Source organism: Pseudomonas sp. S3(2024) (assembly GCF_036861315.1).
Classification (GTDB): Bacteria; Pseudomonadota; Gammaproteobacteria; order Pseudomonadales; family Pseudomonadaceae; genus Aquipseudomonas; species Aquipseudomonas putida_A.
Genome location: NZ_JAZAQQ010000002.1, coordinates 906,590 through 921,839 on the forward strand (window position 1 = coordinate 906,590; position 15,250 = coordinate 921,839).

The following is a 15,250-nucleotide window of genomic DNA, read 5'->3' on the forward strand; positions in this document are numbered from 1 at the left end:
AATGAGAATGGCGTCACATTAATGGCTATTGGATATTGCGAACATCAGGTTGGGCCTGATTGTTCCTAGGGGATTCCCTTACGCGCGGGAACCTGTGGCGCAAACTGTGGTCGCGCCAGAAGAGGATGTAGCAGATGAAAACACCGGGTCAGTAAACCATGATGTTAATGTGACATCAATGCCCATGTGTGGCATTTTGATGGTGAATTTTGTGGGGATCAAGAATCGCCATAAACAGCCGATAACCCCACTTAGTAGTGAATTCATCAGAACAAGCCCAGGAGTCATTGATGGCCGGCATTCTCGACACGGTAGACCAACGCACGCAACTGGTGGGTGAGAATCGCCTGGAAATTCTCATGTTTCGACTGGCCGGACGCCAATTGTTCGCGATCAACGTGTTCAAGGTTCAGGAAGTTCTGCAACTGCCAAAGCTGACCTTGATGCCACAGCGTCACCCGTTTGTCTGCGGCGTGGTCAACCTGCGTGGGCAGACGCTGCCGGTGATCGATCTGTCTCAGGCGATCGGCATGCGCCCGCTGGTGCCGGGCCCGAACAGCACCATCATCGTTACCGAGTACAACCGTTCGGTGCAGGCTTTCCTCGTCGGTGGCGTGGATCGCATCGTCAACATGAACTGGGAAGCCATTCTGCCGCCGCCGACCAGTGCTGGCCGCCAGCACTACCTGACCGCGATCAGCAAGGTTGACGATCAACTGGTGGAAATCATCGACGTCGAGAAAGTCCTCGCCGAAATCGTCCCGTACAACGCCAAGGTCTCGCGTGACAAGCTCGATGATCCGGTGCTGGAGCGTGCCCGTGGCCGCGAAGTGCTTCTGGTGGACGACTCCAACGTGGCGCTTTCGCAATTGCGTGACACCCTCGGCCAGCTCGGGGTGAAAATGCACATCGCCAGCGACGGTCTGAAGGCGCTGAACATGCTCAAGGCCTGGGCCGATACCGGCGTGAACATGACCGACAAACTGCTGATGGTGTTCACCGACGCGGAGATGCCGGAAATGGACGGCTATCGCCTGACCACCGAGATCCGCAACGATCCGCGTCTGCGCGGTCTGTACGTGGTGTTGCACACTTCACTGTCCGGCAGCTTCAACGACTCGATGGTGAAGAAGGTCGGTTGCGACAACTTCCTCTCCAAATTCCAGCCGGACAAACTGGTCGATGTGGTGCGTCAGCGTCTGATGCTCGATGAAGTGCCGGCCTGATCCTGACGCTTCAGCCTCCTGTGGGAGCGAGCCTGCTCGCGAAGGCGGATTCCATGTCAACACATGTGTTGAATGAATTTCCGCTTTCGCGAGCAGGCTCGCTCCCACAAGGTTTGCACTGCACAAACTCTTTTGATTCGCCGATAAAGCTCGTATAGGGTGGCTTTTTTGCCCACCGGGGAGCTGGCCATGCTGCGTCTGAGCGCGCTTTATCGTTATCCGTTGAAATCCGGCAAACCCGAGATTCTGCAATCGATTGGCCTGGACAAACTGGGCCTTGCAGGGGACCGACGCTGGATGCTCGTGGACGAGGCCAGCGGGCGCTTTCTGACCCAGCGGGCCGAAGCGAAAATGAGTCAGCTGTCGGCATTGTGGAACGCGCAGGGCGGTCTGACCCTCAGCGCGCCCGGGCTTGCCGCGCTGGACGTGCCACTGCCCGAGGCCGATTCCCACCTGCGCGGTGTGACCATCTGGCGTGACACACTGCGGGTTCCGGATGCCGGTGATGAAGCCGCCCGTTGGGTCAGCGATTTCATCGGCAAGCCGACGCGTCTGGTGCAGGTGCCCCTTGATCGCGCGCGCATGACGCAGGCCGGTTATGGCCGCGAGGACGATCAGGTCGCGTTCGCCGACGGTTTCCCGCTGTTGCTGATTGGCGAAGCGTCACTTGAGGATCTGGTGCAAAAGGTCGGACGACCGCTCGAGATGCTGCGCTTTCGGCCGAATCTGGTGATCGAAGGCAGCGCGGCGTTCGCCGAGGACGGCTGGAAGCGCATTCGTATCGGTGACGTCGAGTTCCGCGTGGTGAAACCTTGCTCGCGCTGCATTCTGACCACCATCGATCCGCAAACCGGCGAACGCAGTGCTGATCGCGAACCGCTGGCAACCCTGCAGAAATATCGTGCGCAGGCCGATGGTGCGATGTTCGGGCAAAATTTGGTCAACGACAGCAATGGTCAGCTGGAAGTCGGAATGCCGGTGGAAATCCTCGAGTAACCGAGGCCAGAAATGAAATGCCCGTGTCCATGGACACGGGCATTTTTTTGCACCGGGAAAAACCGTGGGCTTAGCCGCGGTATTCGCACAGGTAAGCAGTCTCAACGGCGACTTTCAGCTGGAACTTGCTGTTGGCCGGAACGTTGAACTGGCTGCCGGCGGCGAAGGTTTCCCAGTCGCTGCTGTCCGGCAGTTTGACGGTCAGCGCACCGGAGACCACGTGCATGATCTCGCGCTGAGCGGTGCCGAATTCGTATTCGCCCGGGGCCATGACGCCGATGGTCGCCGGACCTTCAGCGGTGCCAAAAGCGATCGACTTGACGGTGCCGTCGAAGTACTCGTTGACTTTGAACATGGGCGATTCCTCTCGAAAAGGGCAAAAAAGGGTTAAAAAGGGCTGGCCAGTATGCACAAGGCTCCCTGCGCCGTCACCTGCCCGGGGCGTGTCCGGCGAGTTCTCGCCCTGACTTCAGAGTGGCAAGACCAACGGCAGCAACCGCGCGGTATTGCGCGCATCTTCCAGGGCACGGTGCTGTTGACCGCTGAACTGCATGCCGGCCAGTTGCAGCGCACCGTTCAGGCCCAACGGTCGTTCCAGGCGCCGGGCTTTGGCAAAGCGCTGCTTGAGGTTCATGTGCGGCACCCGGCTCAGCAGGCTGTCGAGTTGCAGGCGCTGCCATTCCTGGAGCAACTGTTTGCGGTCGTAATCGCCCCAACTGGCCCAGCCTTCGAGGCGCGTCTGGTGTTGCCCGAGCCAGCGTTCGAATGCTGGCCAGACCTCGCTCAGCGGCTGTGCGGTGTCGATGTTGGCCTGGGTGATGTGCGTGAGCTCACGGCAAAACGGCGTCAGCAACGGCCGCCGGGTCGGTTTGACGAACCGCTGAAAGTGATCCTGCTCGCGACCGGCACGGTCGACCAGCGTCGCGCCGATTTCGATGATTTCCATTTCCGTAACCGGCCAGCCACCTTCATCTGTGGTGGCTTCCAGATCAATGACCAGCCAATGGGGCATCGCAGGTTTCCTGATTTACGCGTCCTGATAGATCAGAGCGTAGTCAAACCTTGCGTTTGCGCCTGGCGACTCACTCGACCTGCAACAGAACCTGACGATTTTTTACCTGATCGCCGACCTTGACCTGCACCCGCTTGAGCACGCCGTCGATGCCGGCCTTGAGCGGATGCTCCATTTTCATTGCCTCCAGCACCACCAGCAACTGACCCTTGCTGACCGGGCTGCCTTCGCTGACCAGCACGTCGACGATGGCACCGTCCATCGGCGCTTTCAGTGTGCCGGAGCTGACGCTGCTCTGACTGCTGATCAGCGCATGAGTTCGATCCTCCAGGCGCAGGTTGCCGGGGTGGGTGAACAGCCAGAGTTCTTCGCCATCGATCCGGTAGGCGTGAAGTTGCCGCAGCCCGTCGACTTCCAGCGTCACCGCGCGTTCGTCGCAATTGATGACGGTCAGTACCAGTGCGCGCTGCATCACGTTCACGGTGAAGCGGTCATCGCCGTGCGCAAGCAGTTGCACGGTCCAGTCCTGCTGTTCAAGCCCGAGGCGGTAATTGAGCGGCGCGCCGACATTGTTGCGCCAGCCCTTGAGCGGCGCACGATGCGCCTGCGCGACAGCCTGATAAAACAGCACGGCGGCGATGGCCAGCTCCTCGGCGGTGGGGGCGTAAGTGTGCAGGCATGGGTGGTCAGTGAAATGCTGAGCAATGAACGCGGTACTGAACTCGCCGCTGATGAACTGCGGATGCTGCAGCAGGCTGACCAGCAAACGCTGGTTGTTCTGAACGCCGAGCAGCACGCTGTCCTGCACCGCGCGCAGCAGCTTGCGCCGTGCCTCTTCGCGGGTGGCGCCGTGGGCGATCAGTTTGCCGAGCATCGGATCATAAAACGGGCTGATCGACTGACCTTCGAGCAAGCCATGATCGATCCGCGCTCCCGGGCCCAACGCCGGTTCCCAGGCCTGTACACGACCGGTCTGCGGCAGGAAATTCTGCGTCGGATCTTCGGCATACAGACGCACTTCCATGGCGTGACCGTTCAGCGCGACCTGATCCTGAGTCAACGGCAGCGGCTGCCCCTCGGCGACGGCCAGTTGCCAGGCGACCAGATCCTGCCCGGTGATCAACTCGGTCACCGGATGCTCGACCTGCAGACGGGTGTTCATTTCCAGAAAGTAGAACTGCCCACGGGCATCGAGCAGAAACTCGACGGTGCCGGCACCGACGTAATTCACCGCTCGGCCAGCTTTCAATGCCGCTTCGCCCATGGCCTGGCGCAACTCGCGTGTCATCACCGGGCAGGGTGCTTCCTCGACGACTTTCTGATGGCGGCGCTGCACCGAGCAATCGCGCTCGCCGAGGTAGATCAGGTTGCCGTGATGATCGCCGAACAGTTGCACCTCGACGTGCCGTGGTTCGATCAGCGCCTGTTCGAGGATCAGTTCATCACTGCCGAAACCGTTCAGCGCCTCGGAGCGGGCGGTGCGCAATTGCGCCGGCAATTCCTCGCTGCTGTGCACCAGACGCATGCCGCGTCCACCGCCGCCAGCGCTGGCCTTGATCATCAGTGGATAGCCGATGCGCCCGGCTTCGCGCAGCAACGTGGCGTCATCCTGCGCGGCGCCTTGATAGCCGGCGATACAGGGAACACCAGCGTCGAGCATGGCGATTTTCGACAGGCGCTTGCTGCCCATCAGCTCGATGGCCTCGGCGCTGGGGCCGATGAAGGTCAGGCCGGCCTCTGCGCAGGCACGGGCGAATTCGGCATTTTCCGAGAGGAAGCCATAGCCGGGATGGATCGCGTCGGCACCGCTGCGGCGGGCGGCGTCGAGGATCGCCGGGATGTTCAGGTAGGACTGCTGCACCGGTGCGGCGCCGATGTTCACCGCTTGATCGGCCATCTGCACGTGCAGGGCATCGGCGTCGGCATCGCTGAATACGGCGACGGTGCGATAGCCGAGGGCCTGGGCGGTGCGCTGGATGCGGCAGGCGATTTCACCGCGGTTGGCGATCAGGATTTTGTGGATGACGGGCATGGCTGTTCCCTCGGAATTTGCGGTGTTGGTGCTGGCCTCTTCGCGAGCAAGCCCGCTCCCACATTTGGAATGCGTTCCGTCTGTGGGAGCGAGCCTGCTCGCGAAGCTTTTAAGGGGCCCATCGCGGTTTGCGCTTTTGCACGAAAGCCATGGTGCCCTCGATCCCTTCGGCCCCGGTCACCGCTTCGCTGAACCACCGCGCCGCTTCATCCAGCAATTCACTCGAAGGCTGCCCGGCACTGGCGAGCAGCAGTTTTTTCGTCGCCGCATTCGCTTCGGGCGCGCAGCACAAAACATGGTCGAGCACTTCGTCGAGGCGTTCTGCCAGTGCCTGCGGATCCTGCTCGACAAAATGCACCAGTCCCAGCCGCCGCGCCTGATGGCCGTCGAAACGCGCGGCAGTCAGCGCCAGTCGGCGGGTCTCGGTCAGGCCGATGCGCTGCACCACGAACGGAGCGATCTGCGCTGGCAGCAAACCGAGGCTGGTTTCCGGCAGACCGAACTGCGCTTGATGGTCGGCCATCGCGATATCGCTGACACATGCCAGCCCGAAACCACCACCGAGCACTGCGCCCTGTAAAACGGTGATCAGCACTTGTGGTGCGTCCTGAGCTTCTTGCAGCAGAGCTCCAAAGGCGCGGTTCAACACGCGGTAAGCGTCGGGCCCCTGAGCACGGGCATTGGCCATGTCCTTGATGTCGCCCCCCGCACAGAAATGCCCACCGGCACCGCTGAGGACCAGAGCGCGAACCCCGCGGTCATCGCGCACCGCCGCCAATACCACGCGCAGTTCGGCGACCATTTGCAGGCTCATCGCGTTGCGGCTGTCCGGGCGATTGAGGGTGATGTGCAGCACGCCGCCGTGCAGTTCCAGCAACAGAGTCTGGCAATCGGGCAGGGGGCTCATTTCTTTTTCCCCGGCAGGATGCCCATCAGTTTGCAGATGATCCCCAGCATGATTTCGTCGGCGCCGCCGCCGATCGAAACCAGCCGCACGTCGCGATAGGCGCGGGCCACCGGGTTGTCCCACATGAAGCCCATGCCGCCCCAATATTGCAGGCAGCTGTCGCTGACTTCACGGCCGAGACGGCCGGCCTTGAGCTTGGCCATCGATGCCAGACGCGTGACGTCCTGACCTTTCACATATTGCTCGGTGGCCTGATAGACCAGCGCTCGCAGGCATTCGATTTCGGTCTGCAGTTCGGCGAGGCGGAAGTGGATCACCTGATTGTCGATCAGCGCGTTGCCGAAGGTCTTGCGCTCCTTGCAGTACTCGATGGTACTGTCGACGCAATATTCCAGACCCTTGATCATGTTCGCCGCGCCGAACAGGCGTTCTTCCTGGAACTGCAGCATCTGCATCATGAACCCGGCGCCTTCGTGGCCGATGCGGTTGCGCTGCGGCACACGCACGTTATCGAAAAACACCTGAGCGGTTTCCGAGCTGCGCATGCCGAGCTTGTCCAGGTGCGAGCTGAGGCTGATCCCCGGGGTGTTCATCGGCACCATGATCAGCGACTTGTTGATGTGCGGCTTGTCGTCCGAGGTATTGGCCAGCAGGCAGATGAAGTCGGCGCTGGGCGAGTTGGTGATCCACATCTTGCTGCCGTTGATCACGTAGTCGTCGCCGTCCTTGCGCGCGGTGGTCTTGAGCCCGGCGACGTCGGAGCCGGCACCGACTTCCGAGACGCCGATGCAACCGACCTGCTCGCCGGTAATCGCGGGGCGGAGGAACTCGTCGCGCAATTCATCGGAGCCGAAGCGGGCCAGCGCCGGGGTGCACATGTCGGTCTGCACGCCGATCGACATCGGAATACCGCCGCAATGAATGGTGCCGAACTCTTCGGCGGCGACAATCGAATAGCTGTAGTCGAGGCCCATGCCGCCGAATTTTTCCGGTTTGGAAATCCCCAGCAGACCAAGGTCGCCGGCCTTGCGGAAAATCTCGTGGATCGGAAAGCGCCCGGCCTTTTCCCATTCATCGACGTGCGGGTTGATTTCGTGCTCGACGAATTGGCGGACGGTGCGGCGCAGTGCTTCGTGTTCCGGGGTGAAGATCATTTTTATTGTTCTCCTTGTTTTCCGAGGCAGTCAGAAGCGGCTGACGCCGAAGCTGTTGGGTTGCAACGTGCGAATGTCGGCTTCGTGGCAGATATCCAGCAGGTAACCGAGCAGGGTGCGTGTATCGCGTGGGTCGATCAGGCCGTCGTCCCACAGGTTGGCGCTGCCGTAGAGCGCGGTGGACTGGCTGTCGAGTTTCTGCGCGGTGACCTGTTCGAGCATGTCGAGCATTTTCGGATCCGGCACCAGGCCTTCCTTGAGCTGTTTGGCCTCGGTGACGATGCGCAGCACCTTGCCGGCCTGCGCGCCGCCCATCACCGCGGTGCGGCTGTTGGGCCAGGCGAAGATGAAACGTGGATCGAGACCTCGTCCGCACATCGCATAGTTGCCGGCACCGTAGGAGCCACCGACGACAATCGTCAGTTTAGGCACTCGCGCATTGGCCACCGCTTGAATCAGTTTAGAGCCGTGTTTGATCACGCCTTGCTGCTCGGACTCGGTGCCGACCATAAAACCGGTGGTGTTGTGGAAGAACAGCAGCGGCGTCTGGCTCTGATCGCACAGCTGAATGAACTGCGCGGCCTTGCTCGCCCCGGCCGGCGTTATCGGGCCGTTGTTGCCGATCAAGCCGCAGGCGCGACCGTGGATTTTCAATTGGCCGCAAATGGTTTGCTGATCGAACTCGCCCTTGAATTCGAGAAACTCCGATTCATCGGCAATCCGCGCAACGATTTCGCGCACGTCGTAGGGCTTCTTCGGGTCGTCGGGAATCAGCCCGAGCAGCTCGTCGATCGGGTACAGCGGCGCCTTGTATTGCGGCTCCGGCAGCCACGGCAGTTGCTCGTTCCACGGCAGCATGCGCAAGATCTCGCGGACCAGGCGCACGCCATCGGCATCGTTCTCGGCCAGATACTCGGCGGTGCCGGCGACCTGCGCGTGCATCTCGGCGCCGCCCAGCTCTTCATCGGTGGCGACCTCGCCCGTCGCGGCTTTGAGCAGTGGCGGCCCGGCAAGAAATAGCTTGGCCTTGCCGCGCACCACCACCACGTAATCCGACAGCCCCGGTTGATAGGCGCCACCGGCCGTCGCCGAGCCGTGCACCACGGTAATTTGCGGCAAACCCATGGCCGACATCCGCGCCTGATTGGCAAAACTGCGTGCGCCTTCGACGAATATCTCCGCCGCATAATTGAGGTTGGCGCCGCCGCTCTCTGCCAGAGTGATCACCGGCAGTTTGTTTTCCAGGGCGATCTGTTGCAGCCGCAGGGATTTTTTCAGGCCGGTGGGGGAGATCGTGCCACCCTTGATCGCGCTGTTGTTGGCCACCACCATCGCCCGGATGCCGGACACGTAACCGATGCCGGCGATCAGGCCGCCACCGGCAGCGCTGCCGTCCTTGTCGTCGTGCAGCTTGTAGCCGGCCAGACTCGCCAGTTCGAGGAACGGCGCACCGGGGTCGAGCAGCAGGTTCAGGCGTTCGCGGGGCAGCAGTTGCCCGCGCTTGTCGAATTTGCCCTTGGCTTCGGCAGCCTTGTTCAGCAGGTTCTGTTCCAGTTGCTTGACGTGCTCGATGGCCGTGAGCATCGCCGCGCAGTTGCGCGCGAAAGCTTCACTGTGCGGATCGAGTTCGGACTGGATCTGCGGCATGGCTTACTCCTTGTCCTTGAGCACGTCGGGCAGGTACGCCCGATGGAAACCGTTGAACGACTCGCTGTGGCTTGCCTTGTGCAACGGCCATGCGCGGCTGCCGAGACTGGCCGCGCCATCGATTTTCAAGGTGCTGCCGCTGATGAACGCCGCCGCCGGACTGAGCAGGAAAACGATCGCTGCACTGACCTCCGATTCGGTACCGATGCGTTTGAGTGGCACGTGTTCGCGCAGGGTAGGGATCACCGCTTTGAACGCGCCTTCATAAGTGTCCATGCCGCTGGACGCGATCCAGCCCGGCGCCACCGCATTGACCCGCACCCCGGCGTACCCCCACTCGAACGCGGCGGTTTTGGTGAAGTTGTCCATCCCCGAACGTGCCGCGCCCGAGTGGCCCATGCCGGGCATGCCGCCCCACATGTCGGCAAGCATGTTGACGATATTGCCGCCGTGCTTGCTCATCGATTGGTTGAACACTTCCCGGGCCATCAGGAAGCCGCCGACCAGATTGGTGCGCAGTACGGTTTCGAAACCTTTCTGATTGATCGAGGCCAGTGGCGACGGGTACTGGCCGCCGGCATTGTTGACCAGACCGTGGATCGGCCCGTGTTCGGCGATCAGCCCGGCGATCAGTTGCTTCACCGCGTCTTCGTCACGGATGTCGCAGGCCTGCCAATGGGCGCGGCCGCCGTCTTCGCTGATTTCGGCGGCGACCTTTTGCAGCTTCTCCGGTTTGCGCCCGACCAGCAGCACAGTGGCGCCGAGCGCCGCCAGTTCATGCGCGGTGCAACGGCCGATGCCACTGCCGCCACCGGTGACGATGATGGTCTGGCCGCTGAACAGATCGGCTTTGAAAATCGATGCGTAAGCCATGAAGCCCAACCTCTAGTCGAGTTGTTCGGCGATGCTCTGCGGCACCGGGATCTGGATTTCCAGCAGTTGCTGAGCGAAGGCCTTGCCCTGGGGATCGATGCGCAGACTCGCCACGCCTCCGCCGCCAAGCGCGTTCTCCAGCAGAAAATTCAGGCTGTGGGTGCCGGGCAGGTACCAGCGTTCTACCCGGCCGTGAATCGGGTCGAGCACATGGCGCATCCAGTCGACGATCACCGCTGGCGTCAGCGCTTCGGCGATCCATGGCAGGTATTCCGGTCGACGCGGCAGGACACCGATGTTGCTGTGGTTGCCCTTGTCACCGGAGCGCGCCACCGCCAGTTTTATCAGCGGCACACTGGCGTCGGCGCGGCCCTGGGGTTTGGGTGGCTGGTCGGGGATTGGCAGATCGTGGCTGTCGAGTGGTGTTTGTGCGGGCAGGGCACAGGGATGCTGTTCACCGGCCATGTCGATGTGCAGGGTGCAGGCGGTTTTATCGATCAGGAACGAGAACAGACGGATCAGCGGGTATACCGTCGGCCGTCCGCCGACGATGCCGGTCAGTCCCGGTGCCATGCCGGTGGCAGCCTGGGCGATTTCCCGGGAGAACAGGATCAGCGCCGGTTTCAGTGGATGGCGCACCGCAAGTTTGATCACCACCTCGCGGCTGTCCCGACGCTGGCCGTGAGGGCCGTATGTGGCTTCGCTGCCGAGCAGTTCAATGTTGACTTCGCTGTAGGGTGGCCAGCCGCGCTGGCTGAACATTTCTGCAGTCTTGTCGATGATTGCCTGACTGACGCGGCGCGCCTTGTCCACCGCATCGATGCCGGCGATCAGGCAACTGGCGGTGCAGCGGAAACCGTCCGGGTAAGTTGCGCTGACCTTGTATTTATCGCTGGGCGGCAGGCCTTTGGCTCCGTGGACGTGCACGGCGTTTTTGCCCTGTTGCTGCAGTTTCACTTGAGTGAAATCGCAGACTACATCCGGCAACAGATAGGCCTGTGGATCACCGATTTCATAGAGCATCTGCTCGCCAACGGTCAGCGGCGTCACCAACCCGCCGGAGCCTTCGGGTTTGCTCACGATGAACTGGCCATCGGCACTGACTTCAACGATGGGAAAACCGATGTGTTCGTAGTCCGGCACGTCGCGCCAGTCGGTGAAATTGCCCCCGGTGCATTGCGCGCCGCATTCGATGATGTGCCCGGCGAGCGCGGCCTGGGCCAGTTTGTCGTAGTCGTGCCACGCCCAGCCGAATTCATGCACCAGCGCCGCACTGACCACCGCGCTGTCGACCACGCGCCCGGTGATGACGATGTCGGCACCCAGGCGCAGGGCTTCGACGATGCCCGGTGCGCCGAGGTAGGCGTTGGTCGATACGCACATCGGCGGCAGCGGCGCGCCGTTGAACATTTCGTGGATGCCTTGGGCGGCGAGTTGCTTGAATTGCGGTTGCAGGTCATCGCCGAGCAGCACGGCGATTTTCAGCTTGACCCCGGCCTTGTCGCAGGCGGCTTGCAGGGCGGCGGCACAGGCTTTTGGATTGATCCCGCCGGCGTTGCTGATCACGCGGATCTTCTGTTCGGCCAGTTGCGGCAGCAGCGGCGCGAGCACCTCAACGAAGTCCCCGGCGAACCCTGCCTGCGGGTCCTTCATGCGCGCGCCGGCCATGATCGACAGGGTGATTTCGGCCAGGTAATCGAACACCAGATAATCCAGCTGCCCGCCGGCCACAAGTTGTGCGGCGGCGGTACTGGTGTCACCCCAGAATGCGCTGGCGCATCCGATCCGAACGGTGGTGGGCATTTTTATCTCCGACTCAGGAACCTGCGACAGAAGTGTCTGGAGGCTACCAAGCAAGCGCTTGGTTTGTAAACCACTGAAATATCTTCTGCCCAAGCGCTTGCTTGGTTGCGGCCCGCGGCTTAAATTGCGCGCAACCCTGCGTGTTCAGGGGGCAACAGACTGATCGACTGTAGGAGAGAACGGGTGGACGAGCAAAAAGCCCTGAGGGTCATGCGCGAACTGGTCGACCAAGGCCAGTTGACCGACCCTGACAGCGCCCGCGGCAAACTGCTGCAAGTGGCGGCTCACCTGTTCCGCAACAAAGGCTACGAGCGCACCACGGTGCGTGACCTGGCGGGGGCGGTGGGGATCCAGTCCGGGAGCATTTTTCATCACTTCAAGAGCAAGGATGAAATCCTCCGGGCGGTGATGGAAGAAACCATCCGCTACAACACCGCGCTGATGCGCGCCGCGCTGGCCGAAGCCAGCAACGTGCGCGAGCGGGTGCTGGCGCTGATCCGCTGCGAGTTGCAGTCGATCATGGGCGGCAGCGGCGAAGCCATGGCGGTGCTGGTCTATGAATGGCGTTCGCTGTCCGAAGAAGGTCAGGCCCGGGTGCTGGCCCTGCGCGATGTCTATGAAGACCTCTGGTTGCAGGTGCTGGGCGAAGCCAAGGAGGCGGGGTTTATCCGTGGCGATGTATTCATTACCCGACGTTTTCTCACTGGCGCGCTGTCCTGGACCACCACCTGGTTTCGTGCCGGCGGCAGCCTGAGCCTCGATCAGTTGGCCGATGAAGCGCTGATTCTGGTGCTCGAAGAGCGTTAACCCACGTTCCAACAGGTCAGGAAACTGGCTAACTGGGCGAAACCGCCTAGCTTGAATGCATTGATCGGTATTTTTTCGGGGAGTGGGGTGTTTTGAAGTCTTCGCCAATTCGGACGGCCACGGGGCTGGTACTCGTCGCGCTGACGGCATTTTCAGGGTTGCCTGCGCAGGCGGCGCAACTGGTTCGAGTGGGCGCCGCGCACTTTCCGCCTTACACCATCCGCCCGGAAAACGGAGCCGACACCGGTCTGCTGCCGGAATTGGTCGAAGCGCTGAATGCGTTGCAGACGGAGTATCAGTTTGTCCTGGTACCGACCTCGATTCCCCGGCGTTTCGGTGACTTGAAGGAAGGGCGCACCGACATGGCGATTTTCGAAAACCCGGAGTGGGGCTGGAAGGACATTCCACACACCACGGTCGATATGGGTCTGGAAGATGCCGAGATTTTCGTCGCGCAACGCGAAGAGGGTCGGCAGCAGGATTACTTCTCGGACCTCAAGGGCAAGCGGCTGGCGCTGTACAGCGGTTATCACTACGAGTTTGCCAATTTCAACGCCGACCCCAAATTTCTCGCGGATACGTTCAAGGCCACGTTGACCTATTCCCATGACAGCAACCTGTTGATGGTGCTGCGCGGGCGCGCCGACATCGCCTTGGTCACGCGCTCCTACCTGTTCGACTACTTGAAACGCAACGAAAAGGTGGCTGACAAGTTGCTGGTGTCGCAGCGCATCGATCAGGTTTATCACCATTACTCCATTCTGCGCCCGGCCGCGCCGATCACCGGCGAGGCGTTTGGCAAATTGTTGCAGGAGCTGCGGGACAACGGGCAGATGCTGAAGATTTTCGAGCCATACAAGATCGCTCTGGTACCGGTACCGCAACACTGATTTCACCCCGCCGGCTAAATTTTCCCGTGCGGCTCACGTCCCATCGTTGAACTGTCGACGATTATCGTGAGCCCGACCCATGTCCAATCTGAATGACCTGACTGCCCTGGCCTTGCCTTCGGGCAGTGAACTGGTAGCCGATGCTACTGAAAGCCGTCTGAGCCTGAGCCTGGACGGGCAACCGCTGGTTCGCTTGCGTCTGAATCGTGACGGCACCGGCCCGATTCAGCTCGATGAGCGTTTTGCCCTGCCCCCCGGCCTGGCGTTGTGGGCGGCCTGTTACTGGTTGTTCGCCCGTGAGCCGGAGCGTCAGCAATTGCTCTGGCAACTGGACCAGCCGCCCACCGAAGCCTTGCTCAGCGGCTTGCTGGTCAGCACCGAAGTGGCCGGCGAATACCGTTGCGAGCGCACCCTTTTCTGGCAATTGCCGCAGCCATGGCTCGGTACATCGCTGAGCGGCAGCTACCCACAACAAATGGTGATCAGCCAGGGCAAGCGCCATCCGCTGCGTCCGGTCAAGCCGCGCGGCGAAGTCTATCGACGTTTCGATGCACGCCTCGGGGCGTGGATTTCCCTGCGCACGGTGGAGATCGAGCAGGATCTGGCGCGGTTCAATCGCTGGCAGAACAGTCCGCGTGTCGCCAGTTTCTGGCAGGAGGAGGGCAGTCTTGAGCAGCATCGCGAATACCTGAGCAAGCTAGACGCCGATCCGCACACGCTGACGTTGATCGGCTGCTTCGACGATCAACCGTTTGCCTATTTCGAGGCCTACTGGGCCAAGGAAGACCGTATCGCGCCGTTCTACGACGCCGACGCTTACGACCGTGGCATTCACATGCTGGTGGGGGAAGAGAGTCACCGTGGCCCGCACAAGGTCGCGAGCTGGTTGTCGGCGCTGGTGCACTATCTGTTTCTGGATGATCCGCGTACCCAGCGCGTGGTCGCCGAACCGCGTGCCGACAACGCGAAGATGATCGGCCACATGCAGAATCAGTGCTTCCACTGCGAGAAGGAATTCGACTTTCCGCACAAGCGCGCGGCGTTGATGATTCTGGGGCGTGAGCGGTTTTTTGATCGGTGCAAGCTGGCCTGAGGTGACAAGGCCTGGGATCTATTGCGGTCTCAAGTCTGCCTTCGCGAGCAAGCCCGCTCCCACATCGACCTGTGTACGCCGGTCAAATGTGGGAGCGGGCTTGCTCGCGAATGGCTTGACGCCGAATTCAGGGCTTAGCGGCGACCCATCGAGGCCGCATCCCCGCGACTGCCCGACACCTTGCGGCAGTGCACCAGCGCATCACGAATCATGAAATTGACCAGGGTTGGCGAGACGCCGAGTTCCTTGGCGATGTCCTTTTGCGGCACGCCGTGCAGACGGTACATCTCGAAGGCGTAGCGGGTGCGGCTGGGCAGTTCGGTCAGCGCGTCGGCGATGTGTTCCAGCGTCGAGAAGTTGATATGCGAGGTTTCTGGCGAAGCGCCCTGAATGACCACATTCAACCCTTCCTCTTCCGGGCCTGAGTACTTCTGTTCCAGCGCCTGTTTGCGGTAGTGATCGATGGCGAGGTTGCGCACGATCTGGAACAGATAACTCAATTGCGCCTTGATCGACGACGTGATCGGCGGGGCCGACTGCAAGCGGAAGAACGCATCCTGCACCACATCTTCGGCGCGTGAACGGCAGCCGGTAATGCGCGCTGCAATCTTCACCAGAATCAGTCGATTGTCGACGAAGGCCTGAAGTAGCGGTGAATCGCACCTGCTTGTGGATACTTGTTCCGTCATGGAAATCACCTTGCTGCCAATAGGTTAGTGGGACGCCTGGGGGACGGGGCCGTCCTACACATCGAGCGACAAATTATGTTGAATGATAATGATTGTCAATTGAGAAAGAGAACTAATGCTC

14 protein-coding genes are annotated in these 15,250 nt (G+C 61.3%); 5 read left to right on the plus strand and 9 right to left on the minus strand.

Annotation, left to right across the window (positions count from 1 at the left end):
* Window positions 1–290: 290 nt before the first annotated feature.
* Window positions 291–1,226: a chemotaxis protein CheV gene (locus VLA07_RS08925; protein ID WP_003226705.1), complete on the plus strand. Its 936-nt coding sequence runs from the start codon at window positions 291–293 to the stop codon at window positions 1,224–1,226.
* 189 nt (window positions 1,227–1,415) lie between these two features.
* Window positions 1,416–2,222: an MOSC domain-containing protein gene (locus VLA07_RS08930; RefSeq protein ID WP_333989047.1), complete on the plus strand. Its 807-nt coding sequence runs from the start codon at window positions 1,416–1,418 to the stop codon at window positions 2,220–2,222.
* A 70-nt stretch (window positions 2,223–2,292) separates the two neighbouring features.
* On the opposite strand, the gene ppnP is transcribed toward VLA07_RS08930, so the two are convergent.
* The 8 genes from ppnP to VLA07_RS08970 all read right to left on the minus strand — a co-directional run bounded on the left by ppnP (window position 2,293) and on the right by VLA07_RS08970 (window position 11,650).
* The gene (gene ppnP / locus VLA07_RS08935) at window positions 2,293–2,577 is read right to left on the minus strand and encodes a pyrimidine/purine nucleoside phosphorylase (RefSeq protein ID WP_097088279.1); all 285 of its coding nucleotides are present in this window, start codon (window positions 2,575–2,577) and stop codon (window positions 2,293–2,295) included.
* Window positions 2,578–2,691: 114 nt separating this feature from the next.
* Window positions 2,692–3,234 (minus strand): exonuclease domain-containing protein, encoded by a 543-nt coding sequence (locus VLA07_RS08940; protein WP_134786998.1) that lies wholly within the window; start codon window positions 3,232–3,234, stop codon window positions 2,692–2,694.
* A gap of 70 nt (window positions 3,235–3,304) precedes the next feature.
* On the minus strand, window positions 3,305–5,266 hold the full coding sequence (locus VLA07_RS08945) for an acetyl/propionyl/methylcrotonyl-CoA carboxylase subunit alpha (RefSeq protein ID WP_333989048.1): 1,962 nt from the start codon (window positions 5,264–5,266) through the stop codon (window positions 3,305–3,307).
* Window positions 5,267–5,375: 109 nt separating this feature from the next.
* Window positions 5,376–6,173, minus strand: a complete 798-nt coding sequence (locus VLA07_RS08950) for an enoyl-CoA hydratase/isomerase family protein (RefSeq protein WP_333989049.1) — start codon at window positions 6,171–6,173, stop codon at window positions 5,376–5,378.
* Window positions 6,170–7,327, minus strand: a complete 1,158-nt coding sequence (gene atuD, locus VLA07_RS08955; RefSeq protein ID WP_115983977.1) for a citronellyl-CoA dehydrogenase — start codon at window positions 7,325–7,327, stop codon at window positions 6,170–6,172. The genes VLA07_RS08950 and atuD overlap by 4 nt, the downstream gene beginning before the upstream one ends.
* A gap of 30 nt (window positions 7,328–7,357) precedes the next feature.
* Entirely contained in the window at window positions 7,358–8,974 is a 1,617-nt protein-coding gene (gene atuC / locus VLA07_RS08960) for an acyl-CoA carboxylase subunit beta (RefSeq protein WP_247268228.1), read from the minus strand.
* A gap of 3 nt (window positions 8,975–8,977) precedes the next feature.
* Entirely contained in the window at window positions 8,978–9,847 is an 870-nt protein-coding gene (locus VLA07_RS08965; RefSeq protein WP_247268229.1) for an SDR family oxidoreductase, read from the minus strand.
* A gap of 12 nt (window positions 9,848–9,859) precedes the next feature.
* A complete protein-coding gene (locus VLA07_RS08970) occupies window positions 9,860–11,650 on the minus strand; it encodes an acyclic terpene utilization AtuA family protein (protein WP_333989050.1) in 1,791 nt (596 codons plus the stop codon).
* Between the two features lie 183 nt (window positions 11,651–11,833).
* Between VLA07_RS08970 and VLA07_RS08975 the strand changes: the two genes are divergently transcribed.
* The 3 genes from VLA07_RS08975 (at window position 11,834) to VLA07_RS08985 (ending at window position 14,440) form a co-directional block, all read left to right on the plus strand.
* Window positions 11,834–12,457, plus strand: a complete 624-nt coding sequence (locus VLA07_RS08975) for a TetR/AcrR family transcriptional regulator (RefSeq protein ID WP_027613405.1) — start codon at window positions 11,834–11,836, stop codon at window positions 12,455–12,457.
* Window positions 12,458–12,549: 92 nt separating this feature from the next.
* On the plus strand, window positions 12,550–13,347 hold the full coding sequence (locus VLA07_RS08980; protein WP_027613404.1) for a substrate-binding periplasmic protein: 798 nt from the start codon (window positions 12,550–12,552) through the stop codon (window positions 13,345–13,347).
* 79 nt (window positions 13,348–13,426) lie between these two features.
* A complete protein-coding gene (locus VLA07_RS08985; protein WP_333989051.1) occupies window positions 13,427–14,440 on the plus strand; it encodes a GNAT family N-acetyltransferase in 1,014 nt (337 codons plus the stop codon).
* 134 nt (window positions 14,441–14,574) lie between these two features.
* Here the strand turns inward: VLA07_RS08985 and VLA07_RS08990 are convergent, their stop codons facing one another.
* Complete coding sequence (locus tag VLA07_RS08990) at window positions 14,575–15,129, minus strand: RNA polymerase factor sigma-70 (RefSeq protein WP_027613402.1); 555 nt, start codon at window positions 15,127–15,129, stop codon at window positions 14,575–14,577.
* Between the last annotated feature and the right edge of the window lie 121 nt (window positions 15,130–15,250).

Excerpts from the sequence above, each read along its gene's own strand:
- VLA07_RS08925 (WP_003226705.1), top strand. The coding sequence starts at position 291 with ATGGCCGGCATTCTCGACACGGTAGACCAACGCACGCAACTGGTGGGT.
- VLA07_RS08930 (WP_333989047.1), top strand. The coding sequence starts at position 1,416 with ATGCTGCGTCTGAGCGCGCTTTATCGTTATCCGTTGAAATCCGGCAAA.
- ppnP (WP_097088279.1), bottom strand. The coding sequence starts at position 2,577 with ATGTTCAAAGTCAACGAGTACTTCGACGGCACCGTCAAGTCGATCGCT.
- VLA07_RS08940 (WP_134786998.1), bottom strand. The coding sequence starts at position 3,234 with ATGCCCCATTGGCTGGTCATTGATCTGGAAGCCACCACAGATGAAGGT.
- VLA07_RS08945 (WP_333989048.1), bottom strand. The coding sequence starts at position 5,266 with ATGCCCGTCATCCACAAAATCCTGATCGCCAACCGCGGTGAAATCGCC.
- VLA07_RS08950 (WP_333989049.1), bottom strand. The coding sequence starts at position 6,173 with ATGAGCCCCCTGCCCGATTGCCAGACTCTGTTGCTGGAACTGCACGGC.
- atuD (WP_115983977.1), bottom strand. The coding sequence starts at position 7,327 with ATGATCTTCACCCCGGAACACGAAGCACTGCGCCGCACCGTCCGCCAA.
- atuC (WP_247268228.1), bottom strand. The coding sequence starts at position 8,974 with ATGCCGCAGATCCAGTCCGAACTCGATCCGCACAGTGAAGCTTTCGCG.
- VLA07_RS08965 (WP_247268229.1), bottom strand. The coding sequence starts at position 9,847 with ATGGCTTACGCATCGATTTTCAAAGCCGATCTGTTCAGCGGCCAGACC.
- VLA07_RS08970 (WP_333989050.1), bottom strand. The coding sequence starts at position 11,650 with ATGCCCACCACCGTTCGGATCGGATGCGCCAGCGCATTCTGGGGTGAC.
- VLA07_RS08985 (WP_333989051.1), top strand. The coding sequence starts at position 13,427 with ATGTCCAATCTGAATGACCTGACTGCCCTGGCCTTGCCTTCGGGCAGT.
- VLA07_RS08990 (WP_027613402.1), bottom strand. The coding sequence starts at position 15,129 with ATGACGGAACAAGTATCCACAAGCAGGTGCGATTCACCGCTACTTCAG.